Genomic DNA, 21,446 nt, shown 5'->3' with positions numbered 1-21,446 from the left:
CCTAAAAAGTATTGCCATTATTCCATTTACTTTTCGCGTCTTTAAGAAATCCTCTCCCAAAAACAACACCTACTCCAACCATTCCTCCAAACAAAGTCCAAAGAACTAAAATTAAAGGTCGTTTCGGCTTCGATTTTTCTGTTGGCACCGAAACAGGCTGAATTACAGTAAAAACAGGCGCATCTTCCTTAACTTGAATTCTTTGCTTCTCCAACTGCTTAGCCAATTCTGAATATACTCCATACACCAAATCATAATCCGAAGTTAATCTTTGAAGCTCTATTTGCGCTGTTGCTGTATTCATATTTTTATTTCCATCCCTAAACAACGCTAATCTCTCTTGAGCCTCTTTGGCCTCCTTCTTCTTCTCTTCAAAACGCTGCTCAATAAAATACAATTGTTCTTTAGCTTTTTTAATCTTGAAGTCTACAATAGCCTTTTGAAGTATATCTTTAGCATCATTAACCATTTGAGCAGCAGCTTTCGCCTCCGGCATTCTTACAGATAAGGTAACATGACCTTCTTTTTTATCAACTTCGATTGAAACCTGTTTCTGAAGTTTCTTGATAAGCCTTTTTTCGTCAGCGGAAATTTGAATTAAACCTTCATCTATGATTTGCTCAACATTACTATCCTCTTTGCTTAAAAATAAACTTATGATCGTACTTGGTAGTCCTATCGTGTATTTTTTCAGGTACCCAAACACATCAGGTCTATATATATCTAAATAATATTCTGAATAACTAACCTTTCTTTCAACACCAGAGATATTAAGTTGAGTATTCATTAATTGCTGTCTAAAAGGAATACTCGAGATAATCTTCGGATATAAAGTTGGAGGTATTGTTGAACCTCCACCCATAGAACCCAAATTGATTCCTGCCATGGCAGCTAAACCTCCCAAATTACCGCTTAGCTTTGATCCTCCTTCTGTCGATTGCGGCACCATGGTACATGAAGCTGTGTATTCTTTTTCGGAGAAAATGGATATGAAGAGACCAATAGCCATAAAAATGATGGTTGTTTTGATGACGGTCTTTCTGCCTTCCCATAGGGTTTTGGCTAGTTGTATTAAGTCGATTTCGTCCTCAGCCTGAGTTATATTTTTTTGTTCGGTCATTATAATTCCTTTTTTAGAGATCCTTCGACAAGCTCAGGATGACTGCAAACTTTTTATTCTGTAACTAAAAGATCCCTCTGTTCCTCGGGATGACGAGAAGCTCGGGATGACTGCTAATTTGTTTTTTTCTTTTCCTCTTTCAACCCCTAAATCCCCTGAAGGGGACTTTTCCTGCACCAAACAAGCCCCTTTAGGGGTTTGGGGTATTTTTATCTTTACATGATTCCCTTTTATTGAGAGATCCAATTATACTTCTTTGAGAGAGTTTCCTCTCCCTACTTGTTTGCAAGAGATCCCTCGATTCCTCGGGATGACAGCAAAGATCGGGATGACCGTTAAACTCGGGATAACTGTAAATCTGTTCAAGCCACATCAAAAACATCCCCCTGCATCCCCCTTCAAAGGGGGACTTTACCCTAACGGGTAGCCACCGCAATGGCTGTAATCAAACTCGCCAATGTTGATGTGAAGGCCAACCACTTGCTTGCGTTTACGGCTTTGTCCACTTCCGGTTTTTCCGGCACAATGATTTCACAGCCTGGTTCGATTCTAGGGAAGCGTCTTCCGAACAATCCGCCTTTTGTGGCTGCTGTAGTTCCGTTGGCATACAGCACATATACTTTTCCTTTCTTGGCTCTTTGTGCAAAACCTCCTGAGCTCAGGATGTAATCTTTTGCTTTTTTCTTATCCGTAAAAGTATGAGCTACCGGATTCAATACCGATCCTGAAACCATCACCGTTTGCAATTTAGAAGGTACCATCAGCTGATCCCCATTATGCATTTGCAAATCTTCTACACAGCCTGGCTTCTTCATGATTTTTGGCAAGTCAATACCGACTATCTGATACTGCACTTTTTCTACCTCTTCGGCATTCATGGTGGTATCCTGCATGGCAATGGCCAATTTTGCCTGGTATTCTGCATCGCTCAACTCTATTCTTCTGCGCAATGAGGCTCCCTTCACATAAGCTTCAGGCGTTAAACCTCCTGCCCTGCGAATGACATCGGATATTTTTTCATCCTTGCGGGTAATTCCATATTCTCCTGCATACTTTACTTCTCCCTGCACACTTGCTGTCCCCTGTGGGCGATAGCCTGGTGCACGGCGAATGTATACCTTATCGAAAGCATTTAGTACAAAAGCTTCTCCTTCTGCATCCAGCTTCAAGTTGCGATCCAATCCATATTGGTAGGTATGCAATAGTGATTTGGTCAGGTCTTTGGTTTCATTGTAGTCCAATACACGACTTACCTCCACAGAGCTCACCTCTGCATTTTCCAAAAATCCACCTGCCTGGAAAATCAGGTCGGCAATTTTCATATTCTCTGCCCAGGCATATGTTCCCGGAAATTGTACTTCTCCTACAATTTCAACCGTACGTGCTTCACGCAAATCGAAAATGGAAGAGATCTGAATTCGATCTTCGCGTTGCAATAGTATATCCGCTTTTCCATTCAAGACTTCGCGAGGTGAGAATGAGATGGCCTCCAAGCTCAAATCCTTTTGCTTGCGTGTAATTACACCGCGCTCCATAAAGGCTTCCTCTTTCAGGCCTTCTGCTTTGGCAATCAATTCGGAAAGCTTCATTCCTTCCAACAACTGGTAATCGCCAGGACGATAAACCGCCCCTTCTATGCTAATTCTATTCTCGAAACGCTCTGTAATGGCTCCTGCCTTTATGGAATCTCCATTCATCAATTCAATTTCCTTATATTGATCGGCAGCAACATCAACAAAACTTAGAGTGCGAGTATTGTTGCGATACAAATCCAAAGCGTGGGTATAAGCCTTATCGGTAAAACCACCTGCATAGCGCAAAATGTCTGCTACCAACTCTCCATCTTTGGTCTCAAACAAACCGGTACGTTTGAATTCGCCTGCTACTTTAATGCGATTTACATATGGACGAACCATGATTACGTCCTGATCGCGCAACTGCACGTTATTTTGTGTTTTTCCATCGATTAAATATTCATAAACATCCACCGAATTGATGATTTTTCCATCTCGAATCAAATCGATTACACGGAAAGAGCCATTTTCATTGGGACCTCCTGCCAAGTACAGTGCATTGAAAACAGAAGCGGTTGCCGGCAAAGCATAAGTTCCTGGTAAGTTCACCTCCCCAATTACATTTACCTTCACTCCTTTTAAAGCCCCCAGACTTACATCAGCAAAGGTGTTGGCTGATTGCCTTTCATGCCATTGTAAATAGAAATTAACCTGGATTTGATTTTCTCACTGGCTTTTGCAAAAGACATTCCGTACACATTCACCGGGCCCAAGTCGGGAATGATAATGGCTCCATTTTTTTGAACCACCAACATGTAGGACTGTTGAGATGCACCGTAAACCGCAATATTTACTTCATCTCCTATGCCTAAAGCATAAGAATCTGAAACCGGAACATCCACATTGGGTGCAAAGCTTAAATTCTCTGAATTGAAAAAATGAAAACCAAAAATCTTTTTGTTCTTTTCCGTTGCTTCGAACTCCTTCTTCACAGATAGCTCCTCTGTTTGTGCATCTGCAAACAAGCTAGTATCTCGTAAAGCATTATTTCGATCTCCTCCAAACTGATTTTTCATCTTGTACTCCCGAATGCGCTGAGTCATTTGATCGATTTGCATTTGCGAAGCTCCACGAGCTCGTGCCAAAGCCATGGCCTCTTCCAGGCTCATCCCATTCTTCTCCATTTCGGAGATGATTCTTTCAATTTGCTTGTCGCTTAATGCATTTACATTTACCGTGGCTGGATTGATGTTTGTATTTTGCGCCTCAGCCTCGATGGTGGCAAAAGCAAAGATCAATCCCAAGAAAAAAGTTTTTCGAAATAATCGAATCATAATTGTATTCTATTAAAATGCTTGTGGTTTACACCTATTTATTCAATTTAGACCGTTTTGCTTTGATCAAACCCCACTTTTGTCTGATCAAAGATTTTTGCGGTTGCGCAAAAATAAAAAACTACTATCCAATTCCCTAATTTTTGAGCCTATTTTATATTAAATTTTTCTAACATAGTTTTCACGCAAGAGTAAAATCCAAAAAACCAAATTTCAAAGTCCAAAACTCAATTCGGAAAGCTGTTGAGACCAAAACCCAAGCTTAATTAGCCAAGCCCTGTAATCAGTGATCAAAAATCAATTAACAATGATCAGTAATCAGAGAACATTATACCTATTTAAAGGTTTGAGATCCCTCGATTCCTCGGGATGACAACTTAATCTTCTGGTCATCCTGAACGAAGTGAAGGATCTATTTCTTTAAGAATGAGATCTCTCAATACTTCGAGATGACAATACCCAGCTTTAGATCCCGATCCCGACCATTCGGGATCGGGATGACTACAAACTCGGGATAACACCCCAATATTTTGGTCATCCTGAATAGAGGCACGAAGTGAAGGATCTCTTGATAACAAGATTAACCCTTCGTTTCTTACTCTGGAGAGATCCCTCGACAAGCTCGGGATGACTGCAAACTTGGGATGACGCCCCAATATTTTGGTCATCCTGAACGGAGTGAAGGATCTATCTATAAAAAGAAATCCCCTTCCAAAAACTTCCAATCAGGATTAAAGCTCTCAATCAACTTTTCTTTTTTCTCCCTTCTCCAGCCTTTTATCTTCTTCTCTCTTTCAATTGCATCTTCTATGCTTTCATACTGTTCAAAATATATCAAATGATGACAATTGTACCGCCTCGTAAAAGCATTAATATTATCCACTTGATTTATATGTTCGCTTAACCTTCTTGATAAATCATTTGTTACACCCACATACAACACTGTTTTATTTTTATTTGATAATATGTAAACGTAACACGTGTTCATCCGTTTATATTTTCATTTTAAATATTCATTTAATTCAAAGAGATCCCTCGACAAGCTCGGGATGACTACCAACGCCCAAGATGACTGCTAAATCTTTTGGTCATCCTGAACTAAGTGAAGGATCTATTTCCTTAAGAATGAGATCTCTCAATACTTCGAGATGACAACACCCAGCATTAGCTCCCTCTCCCAACCATTCGAAATCGGGATAACTGCTAAACCTTCCGGTCATCCTGAACCGAGTGAAGGATCTGTTTCCTCTTGTGTTGAGATCCCTCGATTCCTCGGGATGACTGCCAACTCGAGATAATTACTGCTTCGAAACCAGTACAAATTTCCAAAGTAAAATATTAGAACCATACCCATTTTACTATTTGACCTTTCTACTTTTCCAGACTTTTCTCCTTATCCTTCTGTTTAATATTAGCATACAATACTAAATAAAAATTCTCAATAAAAAAGCTGCCAAATGTGTCAAGTTGGATTGTATCCCTACTCCTAAACATTTTGATAAAATAAAAGCTGTTTTACACTTGGTGCAGAACAGCTTTTAATCAGTTTTTTTTAGGACATTTAGCTCAACATCTCTTTTATTTCTTCAGACAAAGCTGGCTCACCCACCAACTTCGATTTTGACACGAAACGCTTGTCCAATTGTTCATATATCGAGTTCATCGATTTAAATTCTGGAACAATGGCTTTCATATGGGCCACAATCTTGAAATTATCGTTGGTTTCCAGCAAGTCATAAAAATGCTCAATCATCAGCTGAACCTCTGCCAATTCATATTCTCTCACTTTTGCCACCATAATCCTAGGATGCTTGGTTGGAATGGTATTTTCTTTCACATTCAACAACTCCTCATACAGTTTCTCCCCAGGCCTTAAGCCGTAAACTGAACCTTTATGTCTTCATTTAATTTTAAACCACTTAACTTTATCATCTTATAAGCCAGATCTGCAATTTTAACAGATCTCCCCATATCAAAAATAAAGATTTTACCTCCAGAGCCGATTGCTCCAGCCTGCATCACCAATTGGCAAGCTTCGGGTATGGTCATGAAATACCTGGTAATTTCAGGATGAGTTACTGTAATCGGCCCTCCTTTTTCAATTTGCGCTTTAAACCTTGGAATCACCGATCCATTCGATCCCAAAACATTACCAAAACGCGTAGTAATAAAATGGGTAGGACATCCTGGATAATTCAATGATTGCGTATAAATCTCTGCAATTCTCTTCGACGCCCCCATTACATTGGTAGGATTCACCGCTTTATCCGTGGAAACCATTACAAACCTCTCTACCCCATATTCCAAGGAAAGATCGGCAACATTTTTAGTTCCCAACACATTTGTTTTAATCGCCTCAGAAGGATTATTTTCCATCATAGGCACATGCTTATATGCAGCTGCATGATACACCAAATCAGGCTTATAAACATCAAACATTCTTTGAGTTCTCTCCTTATCGCGAACATCCCCAATTACAATTTCAGCATTGTAAAAATTCAACTCTTCTTTTAATGACAATTCTATATCATACAACGGAGATTCCGCCTGATCAAACAAGACAATACATTTGGGAGAGAAACGCGCCACCTGCCTAACCATTTCAGAACCGATAGACCCGGCAGCTCCTGTAACCAAAACGGTTTTTCCATTTACCTGTTCATTGATTTGATCCCAATCCAAGTTAATTGGATCTCTCTCCAACAAATCCTCAATTTTTATGGCTCTAATTTGTTTTACACTCAACTCGCCATTCACCCAACTTTCAAATTTAGGCACCTCCCAAACTTTCACATTGAACTCAAGACACTTTTCAACCACCTCACTCTTTTGAGCATGAGTTAAATCTTTTTTGGCAATAATTACTTTATCCACCTCCTTTTGCTCAATCAAATCCTGTAAATCAGATGTACTATATATCTTAACATCTTCCAATTTACTACCTACTTTTTTGTTATTGTGGTCAATAAACGCAACTATGAAACTATTCACTTCGCTACCACTATCCAAAGCATGCTTTGCCATAATACCAAATTCATCACTCCCATAAATCAATATGTTTTCACGAATCTTAGATCGAGTAAGGTATCTATAGTAAATGGCTTTAAATATAATACGACTACTGGTCATCAAGAAGACAACAGCAATATATTCAATGATCAAAATTGAGAAGGGTACAATAAACACACCATCCCTTGCAACAAAACTTAATAAATTGAGCAATGTAAATACAGCTGACCCTACCGAAACCACAACAAATATCCTTTCTGCATCCTTAGAACTTGTATACCTAACAATACCTGCATAAGTGCCTCCATAAAGAAATGTTAAAGCCCTTAACAATACAAACAAAGGAATAATCACCTTTGCAGAATTGAGATGAATATCTTCTATATTAAAATTAAAACGCAGAAGATAAGCAGCTGTAATCGAAATCATACTAATCAATAAATCGATCAGAAAAACGATCCATCTTGGAGTTGTCTTATCAAAGATATTAATTTTAGGTAAAGTCATAATAAACAATTTATAGTAGTATAGGTGGTATTACATACCCATATAGTTAACTTGACAAAAGTACACCCTTAATTTATCAAAAACAAATGTCAAACTTGTCATTTTTTTATTTTTATCAAAAGCTTAAAAGCCTTCACACAAGTTTAATATCTATTCATCACACTACAATGTGTCATTCTTAAGATTACAAAAAAAGCAAACGGTTGCGTCATCACTTTGTTTTTTGTCAATAATTATACCGATCTATTTAACTATTACCCTACGTAGCATTAAATAATTATCTTAACAAACTCTTTTTTAAGTTTTTAGACATCAAAGTAGAAAAAAGGGACGATCAAAATGTCTGGAAAGATGAAAAGTGAAATAGTAGAAAGGTATAATGACAGAAAAGTGTAATGAGTAAAACATCCTCAATTAGTAATTAATAATTATCAATGAGTAATTAATCAATAGGTGCAGAGGACTGTGCCTCTTTTTGTATTTGAGCAAAAAGTCAAATCGATGAATGGTCAAAGAGTCGAATGATCTGGAAAAGTATGGAAAACAGTTAACAATGAACAGTTAGTAGTAAAAGCTTATCATTTTGAGTTGGCAGTTATCCAGAGGAAACGAGGGATCTCTACCTGGTAATGAGTAATGAGTAATGAGTAATGAGTAATGAGTAATGAGTAATGAGTATGCAAAGTTCGGAACTCATAGCTACCTTCCGCAACTTTATACTTTATACTTTAAATACTTTCTATCCCGAAGGATTGGGACCTGCAAGCTGGCTTCATACTTGCTTTTAGCTATTTTGGGTCTCATGAGCTTTTGGGATATGAGATAAGCAATACAAAAAAACCACCCCAATAAATTGAGATGGTATTATTAATTACTAATGCTTCATTACTAATTAAAAAAGGCAAACCTATAAGCCGGGTCCTGTCCTCAAAAAAGAGTTTCTATCATTTATCTTGAACATTTGTTGCCAAATGTCTCTAGCAATCTACCCCCCGACATCGGCCGAGTAAGCCTACAGCTGTCGGTATACTTGATCTTGCAACACATAAGGTACACGGCTACCCATGTCACCATAGGTACCGGTGAGCTCTTACCTCACCTTTTCACCCTTACCAAAATTACCGAAGTAGTTTTGGCGGTTATTTTCTGCTCTACTACTAAAGCCTTTCGACCTTCTTCCAGTTAAGAAGTATGTTACTCTGCGTTGCCCGGACTTTCCTCTCTTTCTTGCGAAACAGCGATAGAACGGTTTGCCGGTGGCAAAGATAAGTAGAAAGGAGTAAAGGATAAAGGAGAAAAGGAGAAAAATGAAAAAGAAATAAAGAGAATGGATTAAAGGAGAAAAGAAAAAGTATGAAAATGTAAAGAATAAAAGAGGAAAGTGATTTTTACTTTTTAATCCTTTTCCTGGTTTTTGAATGTATTGTACCGAATATTCTCATTAATTCGATTGATTCCTTTTCGAGCTTTTCCATACATCTTTCTTGCTTGAAATCGCCAATATCAATCTGATCCAATAATTTATTTCCGTAATTTCTTTTAATGAAATTGCTATTTTATTTGAGAAATCAGCATTTGACACTGCCGCTTGAGCTTCCTCATAATTAGCTCCTACCGAAGTTGCTGATTTTAATATTTGATAAGAGACAACTTGAAATTCCTTTCCTTTGGGCAAATTTCGCACACCTGTAATTACACCCACAGAAAAGCTAAATAATCTTTCTTGTAATTGGTTTTGTCCCACTTTATACTTTATACTTTATACTTTATACTTTATACTTTATACTTTATACTTTATACTTTATACTTTATACTTACATTAAAGTTTTACAATAAAAGCATCCCTAAAACCTTTCTTGCGCACTTCGCGCAATTCGCGACGGCAAACCCAGTAGTTATCGTAGTTTCCTACAAAATAGCGATACAACTCATCATGTTGATCATAGGACTGGCTCACATCTTTTAGGTTAAAGCGAGAGATTTTTACTTTGTTTTTGCCAGCAAAAATCTGAATGGTATAATGAGCATCTGCTGCAGCATCAGGTTGATTTACAATCCTCTTGTCTTTACTTGGGTCCTTAATTCCAGCTCTGGTAAAGCCTAAATCATGAAGCTTTTGAACTGCTTCATCTGCTTTATCCTTATCGGCATATGGTCCAAGTTCGATATAATAAATTGGTGATTTGGAAATTTTCAAGCTTGATAGCTCATAGTAATAATCAACATACTCCTTTCCACGCATTTTGCGCCCCATATTATAAGATCCTGCATCCGCTGTTTTTACTTTTTTAGAATTTGAGGCATTCATCAATTTTCCCTGGCTCATCACAAGCAATTCTGCATTTGCATACTTGCTTTTTACCATGTCGTTAAGGTATTTTTCTGCATTACCCACATCTTCAAACTTCCCCAACAAATAGTAATATACTCCCTCCTGTTGATGAACCTTAGGCTTAAGGTCTGCAAATTGATCTGCTGTTAAAATCTCTTTTGATTCTTTTAATTTAATGGTATAGAAATATGCATTTTCTAAATTGGTCAGTTTTGATATTGCCAGTTCGACAGCTTTCTTTTTTTGAACATCCTTTTTTTGAGGCTCCAAATCAATTACTCCCTCCAGCTCTTCTTTCGAAAATTCTTCTAACAAATCAACCACCCTAGCCTCTGTATATCCAATTTCTTTGATCTTCTCGCTCAACTCCTCTGCTTCTTTCAATGACTTCGTAACACCGGATATATAATGAAAATCACCCCCCTCGCTACTCAATTCGATCACTCCATCCAGATTTTCAAAGTAATCGGTATAAACAGGATATTTATACTTCACAATCTCAACCGCATAGGAAGTACTCCCAGATGATGCTACATTAAAGTTCAAATCTAAAACTGGGGAAAAGTAGCCGATTGTTCCAACCGATAAAACAAAACAGATGATAAAATAAATATTTCTCATAGTGCAAGATAGAATAGGGTACAGAGATAAATTGGTCGCAATATTAGTAGTAAATATAATAATTTCCTACTTATTAACAATTAAGATTTTCCATTAATACTGATCAATCAGCATCAAACAGTGACCAGTTCACAGAGAACTAATACTAAGATTCAAAAACCAAATTCCAATCCCGAAAGCTTTCGGGACCAAATTCCCTGATAACTGAAATTACTATTTGATTACAAATAACAGCTCCAACCTTCGGTTTTCTCGATGTTGTTCTTCCGTACAATCTACGCCATCACAGCATTCATTCACCACAAAACGCTCTCCATAGGCACAACAGCTTACTTTACCGGAATCAACTCCTTTAGAAACGATATACTCCTTAGCCATTTTGGCTCTCTTCATAGATAAAATCCTATTGGATTCAGCAGCTCCTTTCGAATCGGTATGCGAATTGATAACGACACCCAATTCGGGATACATCTTCCAAAATCCGGCCATTTTAGTCAATGTTAACTTGGCTTCGGAACTTAAACTCTCCTGCCCAGCATCAAAATGAATTTTACGGAACATTATTCGTTTATCCGGGTAATCAATCGGAGTCAACTCTTTGGCAAAATCTCCCCCCATATCGTTCTCCAATTTCCTTAGTAAAATATCCACACTCAAATTAGATTCTACTGGATAATATTTCAAATGTGCGCTTTCATAGCCTTGTTTTTCGGCATTTATTTCATAAAGTATACCCTTACCCAATTCGTAACAGGAAACATCAAATTGAAACTTATCTGTTGTGATTTGTTGCGGTACAATAACCTGATCACTTATCACCTTCTTAATTTCCAGTTTTGCATTTGGAATGGATTCCTTGCTGCTCGCCTCTTTCACAAAAAGTTCAACCGATATTTTTCGATCTGCACCAAATGAATAAATTCGATCCCGAATCCCCTTATTGTTTCTGTCCGAAATAAATAAAAGCTGTCCTTCTTCAGGACTATCCTGAATGCTAAAATCATTCAGAGAGGAATTTAAACCTACTCCTGCATTCTTAACTTCTCCCCACTTCCCTTCTTTTGTTTTCGAGGCATAAAACAAATCCAAACGACCATAACCAACCTGCCCATCGGATGCAAACCACAACTTTCCATCTTTTAAAAGAGAAGGGTATATTTCATGATGTTTGGTGTTGATTTCATCGCCCAAATTAATGGGTGTTCCCCAGAATTCTCCTCTCTTGTGACATACATAGATGTCCATTCCTCCATATCCACCAGGCATATCCGAAGAAAAATACAAACTCTTGCCATCTTTACTAAGAAATGGATAGGCACAAGAATATTTACGACCATTAAATGACAAAACATGACTTGCCTTCCATTTATCATTTTTGAACTCAGCCTCAACAATTTCCATATACTGCCTGCCTTTCCTGGTATACCAGCACGTATAATACATGGTTTTCTCATCATCACGAACGGCAACTGCACCCAGATCAACACCATTGTCCAATTGATTGGCCCAGGGCTTCACTTCAGAAAACTCCTGATCAGCAAACTCACTATAAAACAACTGATAATTTTTATGGCCACGAGCATTTTTTTTACCCAGGTTAGAATATATGATTTTATTCCCTGCCACACTCACTCCCAGACTTTTCGATTTGGGTTGTGGATTGATTGATCGTAAAATCATTCCTGAGTGATCTTGGGTATTATGTAATTCCTGAATTGCTTTGATTCTTTTGTCTATAAGAATCCGATTAGCCCCTTTAATCGCAGCTCCTTCACAACACAATATAGCAGCTTCATACTTCTCTAAATTCAGGTAGATATGAGACAAGGCCAACAAATCGCCTGCAGATTTCTCACTATCATATATCTTCTGATAATAATTTTCAGCCTCCTGGTAATCACCTAAAAAGTAATAGGACTCGGCGATCTTTCGATTAATTTCCGGATTCTTGTTTTTAACATTTTTAAAGTTTGCGATTGCCTCGGCATAATGATTTTTTACAAATGCCTTCTCTCCTCTCCGTAAAAATCGGTTTTGAGCCGACAAGAGAAAGGTGAAACATACAAATAACAAAGTCAGTTGAATTTTGGTAGCCATACTTTTACTATGTTTGGGATGAACATAAATAAAAATAGGGCTTTTTTATCAGAAAATCCAAACTTCAAGCATCAAATACCAATAAATAAGGAGAAAGGAAAAAAGAACAAAGGCCAAAGGAGAAAGGTTAAAGGTTAAAGGAGAAAGCATCTCCAGCCATTCTATATTTCTACTATTTTACATTCTACTATTTGTATTTTCTTCCGTCGCATTTAAACGATCTTCATTAACCAAGGGTATGCAGTTGCGACGACATATGCATGAACCATATACCTTGGGCTACATTCGCTTTGCTCATTTACCCAAGGCTATAAAGATTACACCCCTCCGGGGCTATCCTTTGAGTCTTTTGGACTCGCTTCTTCAAGACCTTTCCAGACCTTTGGACTATCCAACTATCTCTCTTTTCATTAATAGTGAACTATCACCATAACTTAAGAATCGAAATTCGTTATCCAGGGCATATTGGTAGATTTTTCTCCAGTCTTCACCAACCAATGCTGAAATTAGCAATAACAAGGTACTTTGTGGTTGATGAAAATTGGTAACCAATCCTTTGATCACCTTAAAATCGTAACCTGGAGCTATAATAATTTGTGTAGCTGCATTAAACAGGCTAATTTCATTCTCATCCATATAAGAACAAATGGCCTGAAATGATTCTTCTACCGTATGGTGTTTTGGCAATTGATAAGCCTCCCATTGCTTCAATAACTTTGGCTCTTCTGCCTCTGTCAGGATTTTAACACCCATCCAATACAAACTCTCCAATGTTCGAACGGATGTTGTTCCTACGGCAATCACACCATTTTTTGCAGCAGCAATACTTCTTAAACTTTCTGCAGTCACCTGAATATGCTCGGTATGCATTTCATGATCTCCAATCTGCTCTGATTTTACTGGCTTAAACGTACCCGCGCCAACATGCAAAGTCAGCTCTTCACGTTCAATTCCTTTGGCATCCATTTCTGCAAAAACCTTATCGGTAAAATGCAAACCAGCAGTAGGAGCCGCAACAGAACCTTCATATTTTGAGTAAACGGTTTGGTATCGAATCAAATCTCCTTCTTCTGTATCGCGATTCAAATAAGGAGGAATCGGAATTTTACCGGTTTGTTCCAACACTTCGCTAAAACTTAGTTCTTCGTGATTCCAACTGAACTGAATTTCCTGAGCACCATCCAGCAACTGAATTCTCTCTGCCTGTAATTGATACTCCGTATCACCCACAAAGAAAGGCATGCTTAACACACCTGATTTCCATTTTTTAGAATTTCCAACAATACATTTCCAGGTAGATTTTTGAGTAGCCTGAAAAGCCAGATTGTAATCTGCCGGATTCAGCGGCTCCAAACAAAATATCTCAACACGTGCACCAGTTTCCTTATGGAAGATTAGTCTTGCCTGAATTACCTTGGTGTTGTTGTACACCATTTTCGTTCCCACTTCAATTTCATCAGGAAGTTGATTAAATACAGATTCATTGATCTCACCATTGCGATAAATCAATAATTTAGATAAATCTCTATTCTGCAAAGGGTGTTTTGCAATTCTATGATCCGGTAAGTCGTAAGTGAAATTTACAATTTCAATCTGTTGTGTCTCTAATGTTTTATTTTCTGTATTAATCTCCATCTTCCTTCATCTGTAGGCCACACATTATCATGCAGCAATTCATTTTGATCGGCAAAAATAGCTAACTTTGTTGGGAATTAAAAAAATCAGATCAAATGCAAATCAATATAGGCGATAAAGTCCGTTTTTTAAACGATATAGGTGGAGGAATTGTAACCAAAATCATTGATGCCAACACGGTTATGGTGTTGAACGATGAAGATGAATTTGAGATTCCAAGCATTAAAAAAAACCTTGTAGTTGTTGAAGCTGCCGGTGGCGAACAAGCAAATCAGCAGCAAACCACAAATATTACATCAGAAAGTTCGACTGTTAAACCCACTGCACAAAGCTTATTTGTGGAGAAAGAAGAAGTATATGCAGCATTTGCTCCTCGTGAAGGCTACAATCCAAGCGAGAGTCCCTTAGAACTTTATCTTATCAATGATACCAATCATATTCTTCTGTATGGATTCTATGATAAAAAAGGAGACAAAATGGAAGGCCAAACAGCTGGTAACCTTGACCCAAAATCAAAAATCCTACTGAACGAATACGATCTTAAGGAATTAAATGAACTATCTAACTGTTTCTTTCAGATTTTATTCTACAAATCAGGCGAGTCTGATATTAAAAAACCACTTGAACGAAACATTAAGATTCAACCGGTTAAGTTCTACAAATCTACAAGCTACAAAGACACTCCATATTTTCAACAAAATGTGATTCTCTACAAATTAACAGGTGAAGATTTGGAACACAAACTGGAAGAACTGAGCCAGAAAGAATTTAAAAAAGTAATTCGGGAAAAAGAATCTGACAACAAATCTAAAAACCAACAAGTAAATGTAAAAGGCAAAGAGGACTTGGTTGAAGTCGATTTGCACATTAATGCTTTGATTGACTCGGTTACTGGCCTTTCGAATGCAGACATTCTGGAATTTCAAATGAATAAGTTTCACGAAATCATGCGTCAATACCAAAATTCAAAAGGACAAAGAATTGTGTTCATTCATGGAATTGGAAACGGAACTTTAAAGAAGAAAGTACACGACGAATTGAAACGCAAATACAAAAAGCACTATCAACAAGATGCTTCGTTTAAAGAATATGGTTGGGGAGCTACAATGGTTACAATAAGATAGCGTAATACAAGAGGAGAGTACAGGTGGCTGTACTCTTTTTTATTTTTTGAATCAGAACAGACTACAAGGAACAAATACAGCGATGATTTTGTTTTAATGCTGATTTTGCTAACGATTTTAGCATTGAATGACTTTAAATGGTATAATCGCACAAATACGAGCGAAAAATGTAAAGAAATTGCAGTTTTTGTACAAATACGAGCATTTCATCACTTGCAATGGTCGTTTTTGCACGAATAGAAGCATTGCAAGAGAATAAATCTTCATTTTTGCGCAAATATGCACGTTTATTTACTTTAAGTGCTTGTTTTTGTCATCAATATGAGCTTTTCAAGACTTTAAACGGCCATTTTTGTACAAATACGCCTGTTTAATCTCTTGCAACGGCCGTATTTGTAGCAAAATATCCGTTGCATCATTTGCAATGCATGTTTTTCCAACAAATAGAAGTATTAAAGTATATGATTTGCACAATATGAGACCAAAATCGTGATTCAAGCATTATCATTGGCTTGATTTGCCAATCATTTTTATTTAAAACTTTCGGATAATACGATTCGGTCGCCCCATAAGTACAACACTCACACAAGGACAATCAAGCACCAGCAAATATTAGTAGATTTAAATTCTTTAAGAATCCAAGAATGATTTGATGGGCTCAAAACATGAAAGAAATACCAGGAATCCTAAAATGGCAATGATTAATCCGGATATTTTATTGATCCAAAACATCTGTTTTAGTCTAAACTTTTTTCTAAACAGATCCACTATGGTTGATAGCGCATACCACCACAGTGCTCCACCCAATAAAACTCCTAGCAATAAATAAAGACCAGTCATTACCGAATGGGAATTTCCAAACACGGAAGCCCCAGCAAACATAGCCCCAAAAAACAAAACCGCAATAGGATTGGATAGTGTTAAAAAAAAGATGGCTAAAAAATCACCAAACATACCTCTTTTACCAGGCGATTGTGATTTTTTAAACTGTTTTACCGTATTGGTTAAGAAAATTCGTAGTCCAACTAAAACCAGAAAAATGGATCCAATTAATCTGAAGTAAAATTCCTGAGCTTGAATAAAATTGATAACAAAACCTAAACCCAACACTGCAATGGAGGCAAATAAAGTATCAGCAACAGCTGCTCCTGATCCTGAAATAAAACCAGCCAACCTTCCCTTCTGCAATGTTTTTTGAATGATTAGAACACCAATGGGTCCTAACGGTATTGAAGCCATTAAGCCCACAACTATCCCTTTAAATATATATTGAAATTCCAACTAATCGTCTTTTTCAGTTAACAAAATTGAGTCGCAAAGTTCGGAATAAATCTCTTAAAATTCCATATCATCCGAAGAAAATCTTTGAAGAATTGTATCATCGTTTATTTCCTTCGATAACGATTCAATCACTTTCATTGGAACATCAAACAAATCCAACACAAGTAATCCATCCAAACAATCATTAAAATTTGGATCAATATTAAATCCTACAATTTTAGCATTCAGAGAAATATACTTCTTCAACAACACAGGCAACTTGTCATTGGTAATTTCAAAATCACCAATCAACTTATCCAATTTATTGATATCATTCTTGGCCGTTTCCAATAAAATATCAACATCCAAATCCTTAATCTTAACTTTAAACTGCTTTCTTGATTTGATATGCTGCCCCATTTCATAATTGAAATAATTGGCCATTATAAATTTAATGATCAAATCCTTCGACAAATTCGAGTATTTATTACTAATACTAACCGGACCAATCAAATAACGAGATTCTGGATTTTTAAGTAAAAAGTACAAGATCCCTTTCCAAAGCAAGAACAGAGGCATTGGTTTTCTTTGGTATTCCTTCACAATAAACGAACGTCCAAGCTCTAAAGACTGACTAAGAATAGGCTGAAATTTCTTACCCATTCGGAACAGACTCTGTAAGTAGAAGCCCTTTAATCCATATCCAGGCAGGATTTCATGTCCCTTCCCAACACGATAAGCTCCTACAATCTTGTGGTTTTCTTCATCCCAAATAAAGAGTTGATGATAATACAAATCAAACTCATCAATATCTATACTCTGATTTGTACCCTCTCCAACCTCACGGAACGTGATTTCTCTCAAGCGACCAATTTCATTAAGTATATTAGGCAATTTTGATGAAGGTGCACAATACACGCAATACGATCGGCTTTTAAACAGCAAATACTCCTCTTTCAGTCCTTCTACCTCATTTCGAATCACATTCCCATCAATAGGAGGAATTACATCTTCCACCTTAACCACCTTGGCTTTGCGCTTAAAGCGATAAAACTTCTTCACCTCAATTGGAGTTCCCAACATGTAGGTCTTTGCACGTAAAAATCTCCCATACTGATTGATATCCACAAAGCCTTTCTGATCATTTTGAGAGATTGGGTTACCAATTCTGATGCGTACAACCTTATTCTTTTTATTCAACAATTCGGAAGGAAGCTTAACTGTTCTCAAGCTTGGATGAATCATACCCAACAAATGGAAAACCAAGCTGTTGTTTCCTTGAAAGTAGATCGGTATTACAGGCACATCAGCCTTCTTTATAAATTTTAGAATGGAAGGCATCCATTGTTTATCCGAAATATTATGTGTTGCCGACTGGTAGGTTGAAACCTCTCCTGCCGGAAAAATCCCCAATGGTTTTCCATCGCTCAAATGACGCAGTGCTTCTTTTAATCCACCTGTACTTGACGCTGCTCCTTTTCTATCTTCGAAAGGATTAACTCCCAGAAAATAATCCTGAATGGCTCTATCTTTTTCAGTAAAAAGTTCGCCATGGCCTTAAAATCAGGTCGAATAAGGCTCAACAGTTTTATCAAAATAATACCATCAATCCCTCCAAATGGATGGTTCGAAATGGTAATAAAAGCACCTTCGGTAGGAATTCGCTTTAATTCTTCTTCATCAAATTCAAATTTGATTCCCAGCTCTTCAATCAAAGCGTCTATAAACTCGATCCCGTCTTTACAACAATTATCAGAGTATAGCTTGTTCAGCCTGTCTAATTTTAAAATGTACATTAAAAATTTGGCAAAACTTTCACCACCAAACCAATTTAAACTCTCACTGGCTTTTAGCAAATCTTTCGGATCAACTAATTTCATATATTAATATTTTCATGAAAGTCCTTTTTTATAAGGAAAAATCTTATTCAATCATAAGATTAACTTTCTTTCTTAGTTTTTGTTTTGATTGTCCTTTCGCTAGTATTCGCTTTAATCGAACACTTCGTCTTAATTAGGCAAAAATAGCATTATTTCTTTTATGACACCGTTCATATTTGGTTAAATCGCTACTCTATTTTTTTATTTAAATACTTTCTTTAATCCAAATTCCTTTATGAAAAACACTAACTTGCTTAAAACCTATCTGTTTCAACTCCTTTATCGTTTCATCAAAATGGCTTAATAATTCTGTTGGTTGATGTGCATCAGTGCCAATTGTAACTGAAATGTTCCTCTTACAACATTCCTTCAAAAAATAATCATCAGGAAAAAGCTTAGCAGATTTCTTTTTATAAATGCCACGAGTATTCACCTCTACTATACAGTCTGATTTCTCAAGTACATTCAATGTTTTATTAAGCAAGTTGAGATACCATCCCTCCGTTTCCTCAAAAAATCGTCCCTTGTTATTCATCTTCACCTTGTCAACATGACCAATAACATCTGGCTTTTGGGTCTCGATCATTTCTATCACCTGCCTAAAATAAGCAGAAACAGCTTGCTCAACATCTCCATGAAACAGCTTCTGAATTCCTTCTGAATAATTTATGTCCGGACCATCTAAGAACCAAAACTCGTCATTTGAATCTCCTTTCACCAAATGCACCGATCCAATGGTATAATCCAATCCCAAAGTCTCTTTCCAGGATTTAAAAGGCTTTGTAATTCCAGGAATATAATCCAACTCCAACGACAGGTATACTTCTATTTCATCCTTATGTGTCTCCTTTAAACGATTGATCTCATTCAAATAGGGTTTTACGCGCGAAGATTTCATTGCCCAGGGAACATTTTCATTTAAGGGTGCATGAGATGAGAAACCAATTGTTCTCATTCCCAGGTTGATTCCTTCTTTTATGTACTCTTCCGGATCTCCTTTACCATCACAATAGGATGAATGTGTATGATATGAAAAATATTTCATTAGCTCTTTTTATGTTGTGCAAATATAAACCAATATGGAGAACTTTCAAGATGAGCTTAGGAATAAGAGCATGCTTCTTTAAAATGTTTTTAAATAATCCTATCTTTGCAGTAATTTCAAGACTTATGGAGAATAAAGAAACAACTAGATATAATCAATGGCTACCTACATCAGCCAAAGAGGTTAAAGAGAGAGGATGGGAGGAATTAGATGTAATTCTTTTTAGCGGAGACGCATATGTTGATCATCCATCATTTGGTGCTTCGGTAATTGGACGAATTATTGAACACGAAGGCTTAAAGGTGGCAATTATTCCTCAGCCCAACTGGCGTGATGATTTAAGAGATTTTAAAAAGCTAGGACAACCAAAATTGTTTTTTGGAGTAACTGCCGGTAATATGGATTCAATGGTGAATCATTACACTGCAAACCGAAGACTGCGTCATGATGATGCCTATACTCCTGGTGGAAAGCATGGATTCCGTCCCGACAAACCTACAGTTGTTTATACACAAATCTTAAAAAAGTTATATCCTGAAACACCAATATTGATAGGCGGAATTGAGGCTTCTCTGAGAAGATTAACTCATTACGATTATTGGGAAGACCAGCTGAAACCCAGCATCCTAATGGATAGTGGTGCAGATTTGCTAGTGTATGGAATGGGAGAAAAACCATTAAAGGAAATTATTCGCCTAATGAAACGAGGCGTGCCTTTCTATTCTCTTACAAATATTCCTCAAACTTCATTCATTGTAAATCAAGATGAAAAGTATGCCACTAAAAAGCAATGGCAAAGTCAGGAGCTTTTTTCGCATGAGGACTGTTTGGCTGATAAAAAGAAATTTGCAAGCAACTTTAGATATATTGAGATGGAATCAAATGCCATGATGGCAAAGAAACTAACTCAAAACTTTGGCGATCAGCAAATCGTGGTAAATCCTCCATATCCTGTAATGAATGAAAAAGAAATGGATGAGATCTACGACTTACCATACACAAGACTTCCTCATCCACGCTACAAAGGCAAACACATCCCTTCATTTGAAATGATCAAATTTTCGGTAAATATGCATCGAGGATGTTTTGGTGGTTGTTCATTCTGTACCATTTCTGCTCATCAAGGTAAATTTATTGCCAACCGATCGGAAAAATCAATCCTAAAGGAAGTTGAATACATTACAAAAATGCCTGACTTCAAAGGATACCTATCTGATTTAGGAGGTCCATCTGCAAATATGTATCAGATGAAAGGGATTTTTGAATCAATTTGTAAAACTTGTCGTCGCCCTTCGTGCATCCATCCTGATGTTTGTCCTAACTTAAACACAAATCATCAACCAATGCTTGATATCTACAAAAAGGTGGATAAAATTCCAGGGGTTAAGAAATCATTTATCGGTAGTGGCGTTCGTTACGATTTAATGTTGCATCAATCAAAAGATGAAAACATCAACAAAGCAAATAAGGAATATGCGGTTGAATTGATCAAAAATCATGTTTCCGGCAGACTAAAAGTGGCACCAGAGCATACTTCTGATGAAGTTTTGGAAATCATGAGAAAGCCTTCATTCAAATTATTTTACAAGCTAAAAACTCTTTTTGATGAGATCAATAAGAAAGAAGGTACAAACCAACAACTCATTCCCTACTTTATCTCTAGTCACCCTGGAAGTCATGGTACCGACATGGCTGATTTGGCAGTAAAAACAAAGAATTGGATTTTAAATTGGAACAGGTTCAGGATTTTACACCTACACCAATGACTGTTGCAACGGTAATATATTATTCTGGCTATCATCCTTATACTTTAAAAAAGGTTTACACTGCCAAAACCAAAAAAGAGAAATTGTCGCAAAGAAAGTTCTTATTCTGGTACAAAAAAGAATATCGTGATGCAATTAAACAAGAGTTAATCAAAATGGGTAAAAAAGATTTACTCACCAAGCTATTTAGATAGTTTAACAA

The 21,446-nt window shown here is 37.0% G+C and carries 17 protein-coding genes, 1 other RNA gene and 1 pseudogene; 3 read left to right on the top strand and 16 right to left on the bottom strand.

Annotated elements, in window-relative coordinates; translation table 11 throughout:
• Position 1: 1 nt before the first annotated feature.
• The 12 genes and pseudogenes from JCM15579_RS09350 to JCM15579_RS09310 form a co-directional block, all read right to left on the bottom strand.
• The gene (locus JCM15579_RS09350) at positions 2-1,120 is read right to left on the bottom strand and encodes a Wzz/FepE/Etk N-terminal domain-containing protein (protein ID WP_054719079.1); all 1,119 of its coding nucleotides are present in this window, start codon (positions 1,118-1,120) and stop codon (positions 2-4) included.
• A 416-nt stretch (positions 1,121-1,536) separates the two neighbouring features.
• A complete protein-coding gene (locus JCM15579_RS09345) occupies positions 1,537-3,267 on the bottom strand; it encodes an SLBB domain-containing protein (RefSeq protein WP_054719076.1) in 1,731 nt (576 codons plus the stop codon).
• Between the two features lie 20 nt (positions 3,268-3,287).
• Positions 3,288-3,968: a polysaccharide biosynthesis/export family protein gene (locus JCM15579_RS09340; protein ID WP_054719073.1), complete on the bottom strand. Its 681-nt coding sequence runs from the start codon at positions 3,966-3,968 to the stop codon at positions 3,288-3,290.
• A 389-nt stretch (positions 3,969-4,357) separates the two neighbouring features.
• The gene (locus tag JCM15579_RS20190) at positions 4,358-4,546 is read right to left on the bottom strand and encodes a hypothetical protein (protein ID WP_157471409.1); all 189 of its coding nucleotides are present in this window, start codon (positions 4,544-4,546) and stop codon (positions 4,358-4,360) included.
• A gap of 113 nt (positions 4,547-4,659) precedes the next feature.
• Positions 4,660-4,956 (bottom strand): GIY-YIG nuclease family protein, encoded by a 297-nt coding sequence (locus tag JCM15579_RS09335; RefSeq protein ID WP_054719070.1) that lies wholly within the window; start codon positions 4,954-4,956, stop codon positions 4,660-4,662.
• Between the two features lie 573 nt (positions 4,957-5,529).
• The gene (locus JCM15579_RS20775; protein WP_245625864.1) at positions 5,530-5,805 is read right to left on the bottom strand and encodes a hypothetical protein; all 276 of its coding nucleotides are present in this window, start codon (positions 5,803-5,805) and stop codon (positions 5,530-5,532) included.
• Positions 5,806-5,814: 9 nt separating this feature from the next.
• Positions 5,815-6,992 (bottom strand): annotated as a pseudogene (locus JCM15579_RS09330) (polysaccharide biosynthesis protein); the annotation flags it as partial.
• Positions 6,993-8,378: 1,386 nt separating this feature from the next.
• An RNA gene (rnpB, locus tag JCM15579_RS09825) (RNase P RNA component class A) lies at positions 8,379-8,741 on the bottom strand.
• 184 nt (positions 8,742-8,925) lie between these two features.
• On the bottom strand, positions 8,926-9,228 hold the full coding sequence (locus JCM15579_RS09325; protein ID WP_083464616.1) for a four helix bundle protein: 303 nt from the start codon (positions 9,226-9,228) through the stop codon (positions 8,926-8,928).
• Positions 9,229-9,303: 75 nt separating this feature from the next.
• On the bottom strand, positions 9,304-10,437 hold the full coding sequence (locus JCM15579_RS09320) for an SPOR domain-containing protein (protein ID WP_054719064.1): 1,134 nt from the start codon (positions 10,435-10,437) through the stop codon (positions 9,304-9,306).
• A gap of 213 nt (positions 10,438-10,650) precedes the next feature.
• Entirely contained in the window at positions 10,651-12,534 is a 1,884-nt protein-coding gene (locus JCM15579_RS09315) for an OmpA family protein (RefSeq protein ID WP_054719061.1), read from the bottom strand.
• Between the two features lie 387 nt (positions 12,535-12,921).
• Positions 12,922-14,169, bottom strand: a complete 1,248-nt coding sequence (locus JCM15579_RS09310) for an S-adenosylmethionine:tRNA ribosyltransferase-isomerase (protein WP_054719058.1) — start codon at positions 14,167-14,169, stop codon at positions 12,922-12,924.
• Positions 14,170-14,264: 95 nt separating this feature from the next.
• On the opposite strand from JCM15579_RS09310, the gene JCM15579_RS09305 reads away from it, so the two are divergent.
• Complete coding sequence (locus JCM15579_RS09305) at positions 14,265-15,293, top strand: Smr/MutS family protein (RefSeq protein ID WP_054719055.1); 1,029 nt, start codon at positions 14,265-14,267, stop codon at positions 15,291-15,293.
• A 630-nt stretch (positions 15,294-15,923) separates the two neighbouring features.
• On the opposite strand, the gene JCM15579_RS09300 is transcribed toward JCM15579_RS09305, so the two are convergent.
• The 4 genes from JCM15579_RS09300 to JCM15579_RS09290 all read right to left on the bottom strand — a co-directional run bounded on the left by JCM15579_RS09300 (position 15,924) and on the right by JCM15579_RS09290 (position 19,478).
• Complete coding sequence (locus JCM15579_RS09300; RefSeq protein ID WP_054719053.1) at positions 15,924-16,532, bottom strand: LysE family translocator; 609 nt, start codon at positions 16,530-16,532, stop codon at positions 15,924-15,926.
• Between the two features lie 96 nt (positions 16,533-16,628).
• Positions 16,629-17,984, bottom strand: coding sequence for a GNAT family N-acyltransferase (locus tag JCM15579_RS09295; protein WP_218186125.1), 1,356 nt, complete (start codon positions 17,982-17,984; stop codon positions 16,629-16,631).
• Between the two features lie 17 nt (positions 17,985-18,001).
• Complete coding sequence (locus JCM15579_RS21895) at positions 18,002-18,433, bottom strand: GNAT family N-acetyltransferase (RefSeq protein WP_218186124.1); 432 nt, start codon at positions 18,431-18,433, stop codon at positions 18,002-18,004.
• A gap of 205 nt (positions 18,434-18,638) precedes the next feature.
• The gene (locus JCM15579_RS09290) at positions 18,639-19,478 is read right to left on the bottom strand and encodes a histidinol-phosphatase (RefSeq protein WP_054719050.1); all 840 of its coding nucleotides are present in this window, start codon (positions 19,476-19,478) and stop codon (positions 18,639-18,641) included.
• 125 nt (positions 19,479-19,603) lie between these two features.
• On the opposite strand from JCM15579_RS09290, the gene JCM15579_RS09285 reads away from it, so the two are divergent.
• On the top strand, positions 19,604-21,244 hold the full coding sequence (locus JCM15579_RS09285; protein ID WP_245625863.1) for a YgiQ family radical SAM protein: 1,641 nt from the start codon (positions 19,604-19,606) through the stop codon (positions 21,242-21,244).
• Positions 21,241-21,438: a hypothetical protein gene (locus JCM15579_RS21420; protein ID WP_245625862.1), complete on the top strand. Its 198-nt coding sequence runs from the start codon at positions 21,241-21,243 to the stop codon at positions 21,436-21,438. Before JCM15579_RS09285 ends, JCM15579_RS21420 begins: the two co-directional genes overlap by 4 nt.
• Positions 21,439-21,446 lie beyond the last annotated feature (8 nt).

This window comes from Marinifilum fragile JCM 15579, from assembly GCF_001310955.1.
GTDB classification, from domain to species: domain Bacteria; phylum Bacteroidota; class Bacteroidia; order Bacteroidales; family Marinifilaceae; genus Marinifilum; species Marinifilum fragile.
This window is presented reverse-complemented; position numbering and strand designations above follow the sequence as displayed.

Coding starts and splice junctions, on each gene's coding strand:
- JCM15579_RS09350 (WP_054719079.1), bottom strand. CDS start 1,120: ATGACCGAACAAAAAAATATAACTCAGGCTGAGGACGAAATCGACTTA.
- JCM15579_RS09340 (WP_054719073.1), bottom strand. CDS start 3,968: ATGATTCGATTATTTCGAAAAACTTTTTTCTTGGGATTGATCTTTGCT.
- JCM15579_RS09335 (WP_054719070.1), bottom strand. CDS start 4,956: ATGAACACGTGTTACGTTTACATATTATCAAATAAAAATAAAACAGTG.
- JCM15579_RS09320 (WP_054719064.1), bottom strand. CDS start 10,437: ATGAGAAATATTTATTTTATCATCTGTTTTGTTTTATCGGTTGGAACA.
- JCM15579_RS09315 (WP_054719061.1), bottom strand. CDS start 12,534: ATGGCTACCAAAATTCAACTGACTTTGTTATTTGTATGTTTCACCTTT.
- JCM15579_RS09310 (WP_054719058.1), bottom strand. CDS start 14,169: ATGGAGATTAATACAGAAAATAAAACATTAGAGACACAACAGATTGAA.
- JCM15579_RS09305 (WP_054719055.1), top strand. CDS start 14,265: ATGCAAATCAATATAGGCGATAAAGTCCGTTTTTTAAACGATATAGGT.
- JCM15579_RS09300 (WP_054719053.1), bottom strand. CDS start 16,532: ATGGCTTCAATACCGTTAGGACCCATTGGTGTTCTAATCATTCAAAAA.
- JCM15579_RS21895 (WP_218186124.1), bottom strand. CDS start 18,433: ATGAAATTAGTTGATCCGAAAGATTTGCTAAAAGCCAGTGAGAGTTTA.
- JCM15579_RS09290 (WP_054719050.1), bottom strand. CDS start 19,478: ATGAAATATTTTTCATATCATACACATTCATCCTATTGTGATGGTAAA.
- JCM15579_RS09285 (WP_245625863.1), top strand. CDS start 19,604: ATGGAGAATAAAGAAACAACTAGATATAATCAATGGCTACCTACATCA.
- JCM15579_RS21420 (WP_245625862.1), top strand. CDS start 21,241: ATGACTGTTGCAACGGTAATATATTATTCTGGCTATCATCCTTATACT.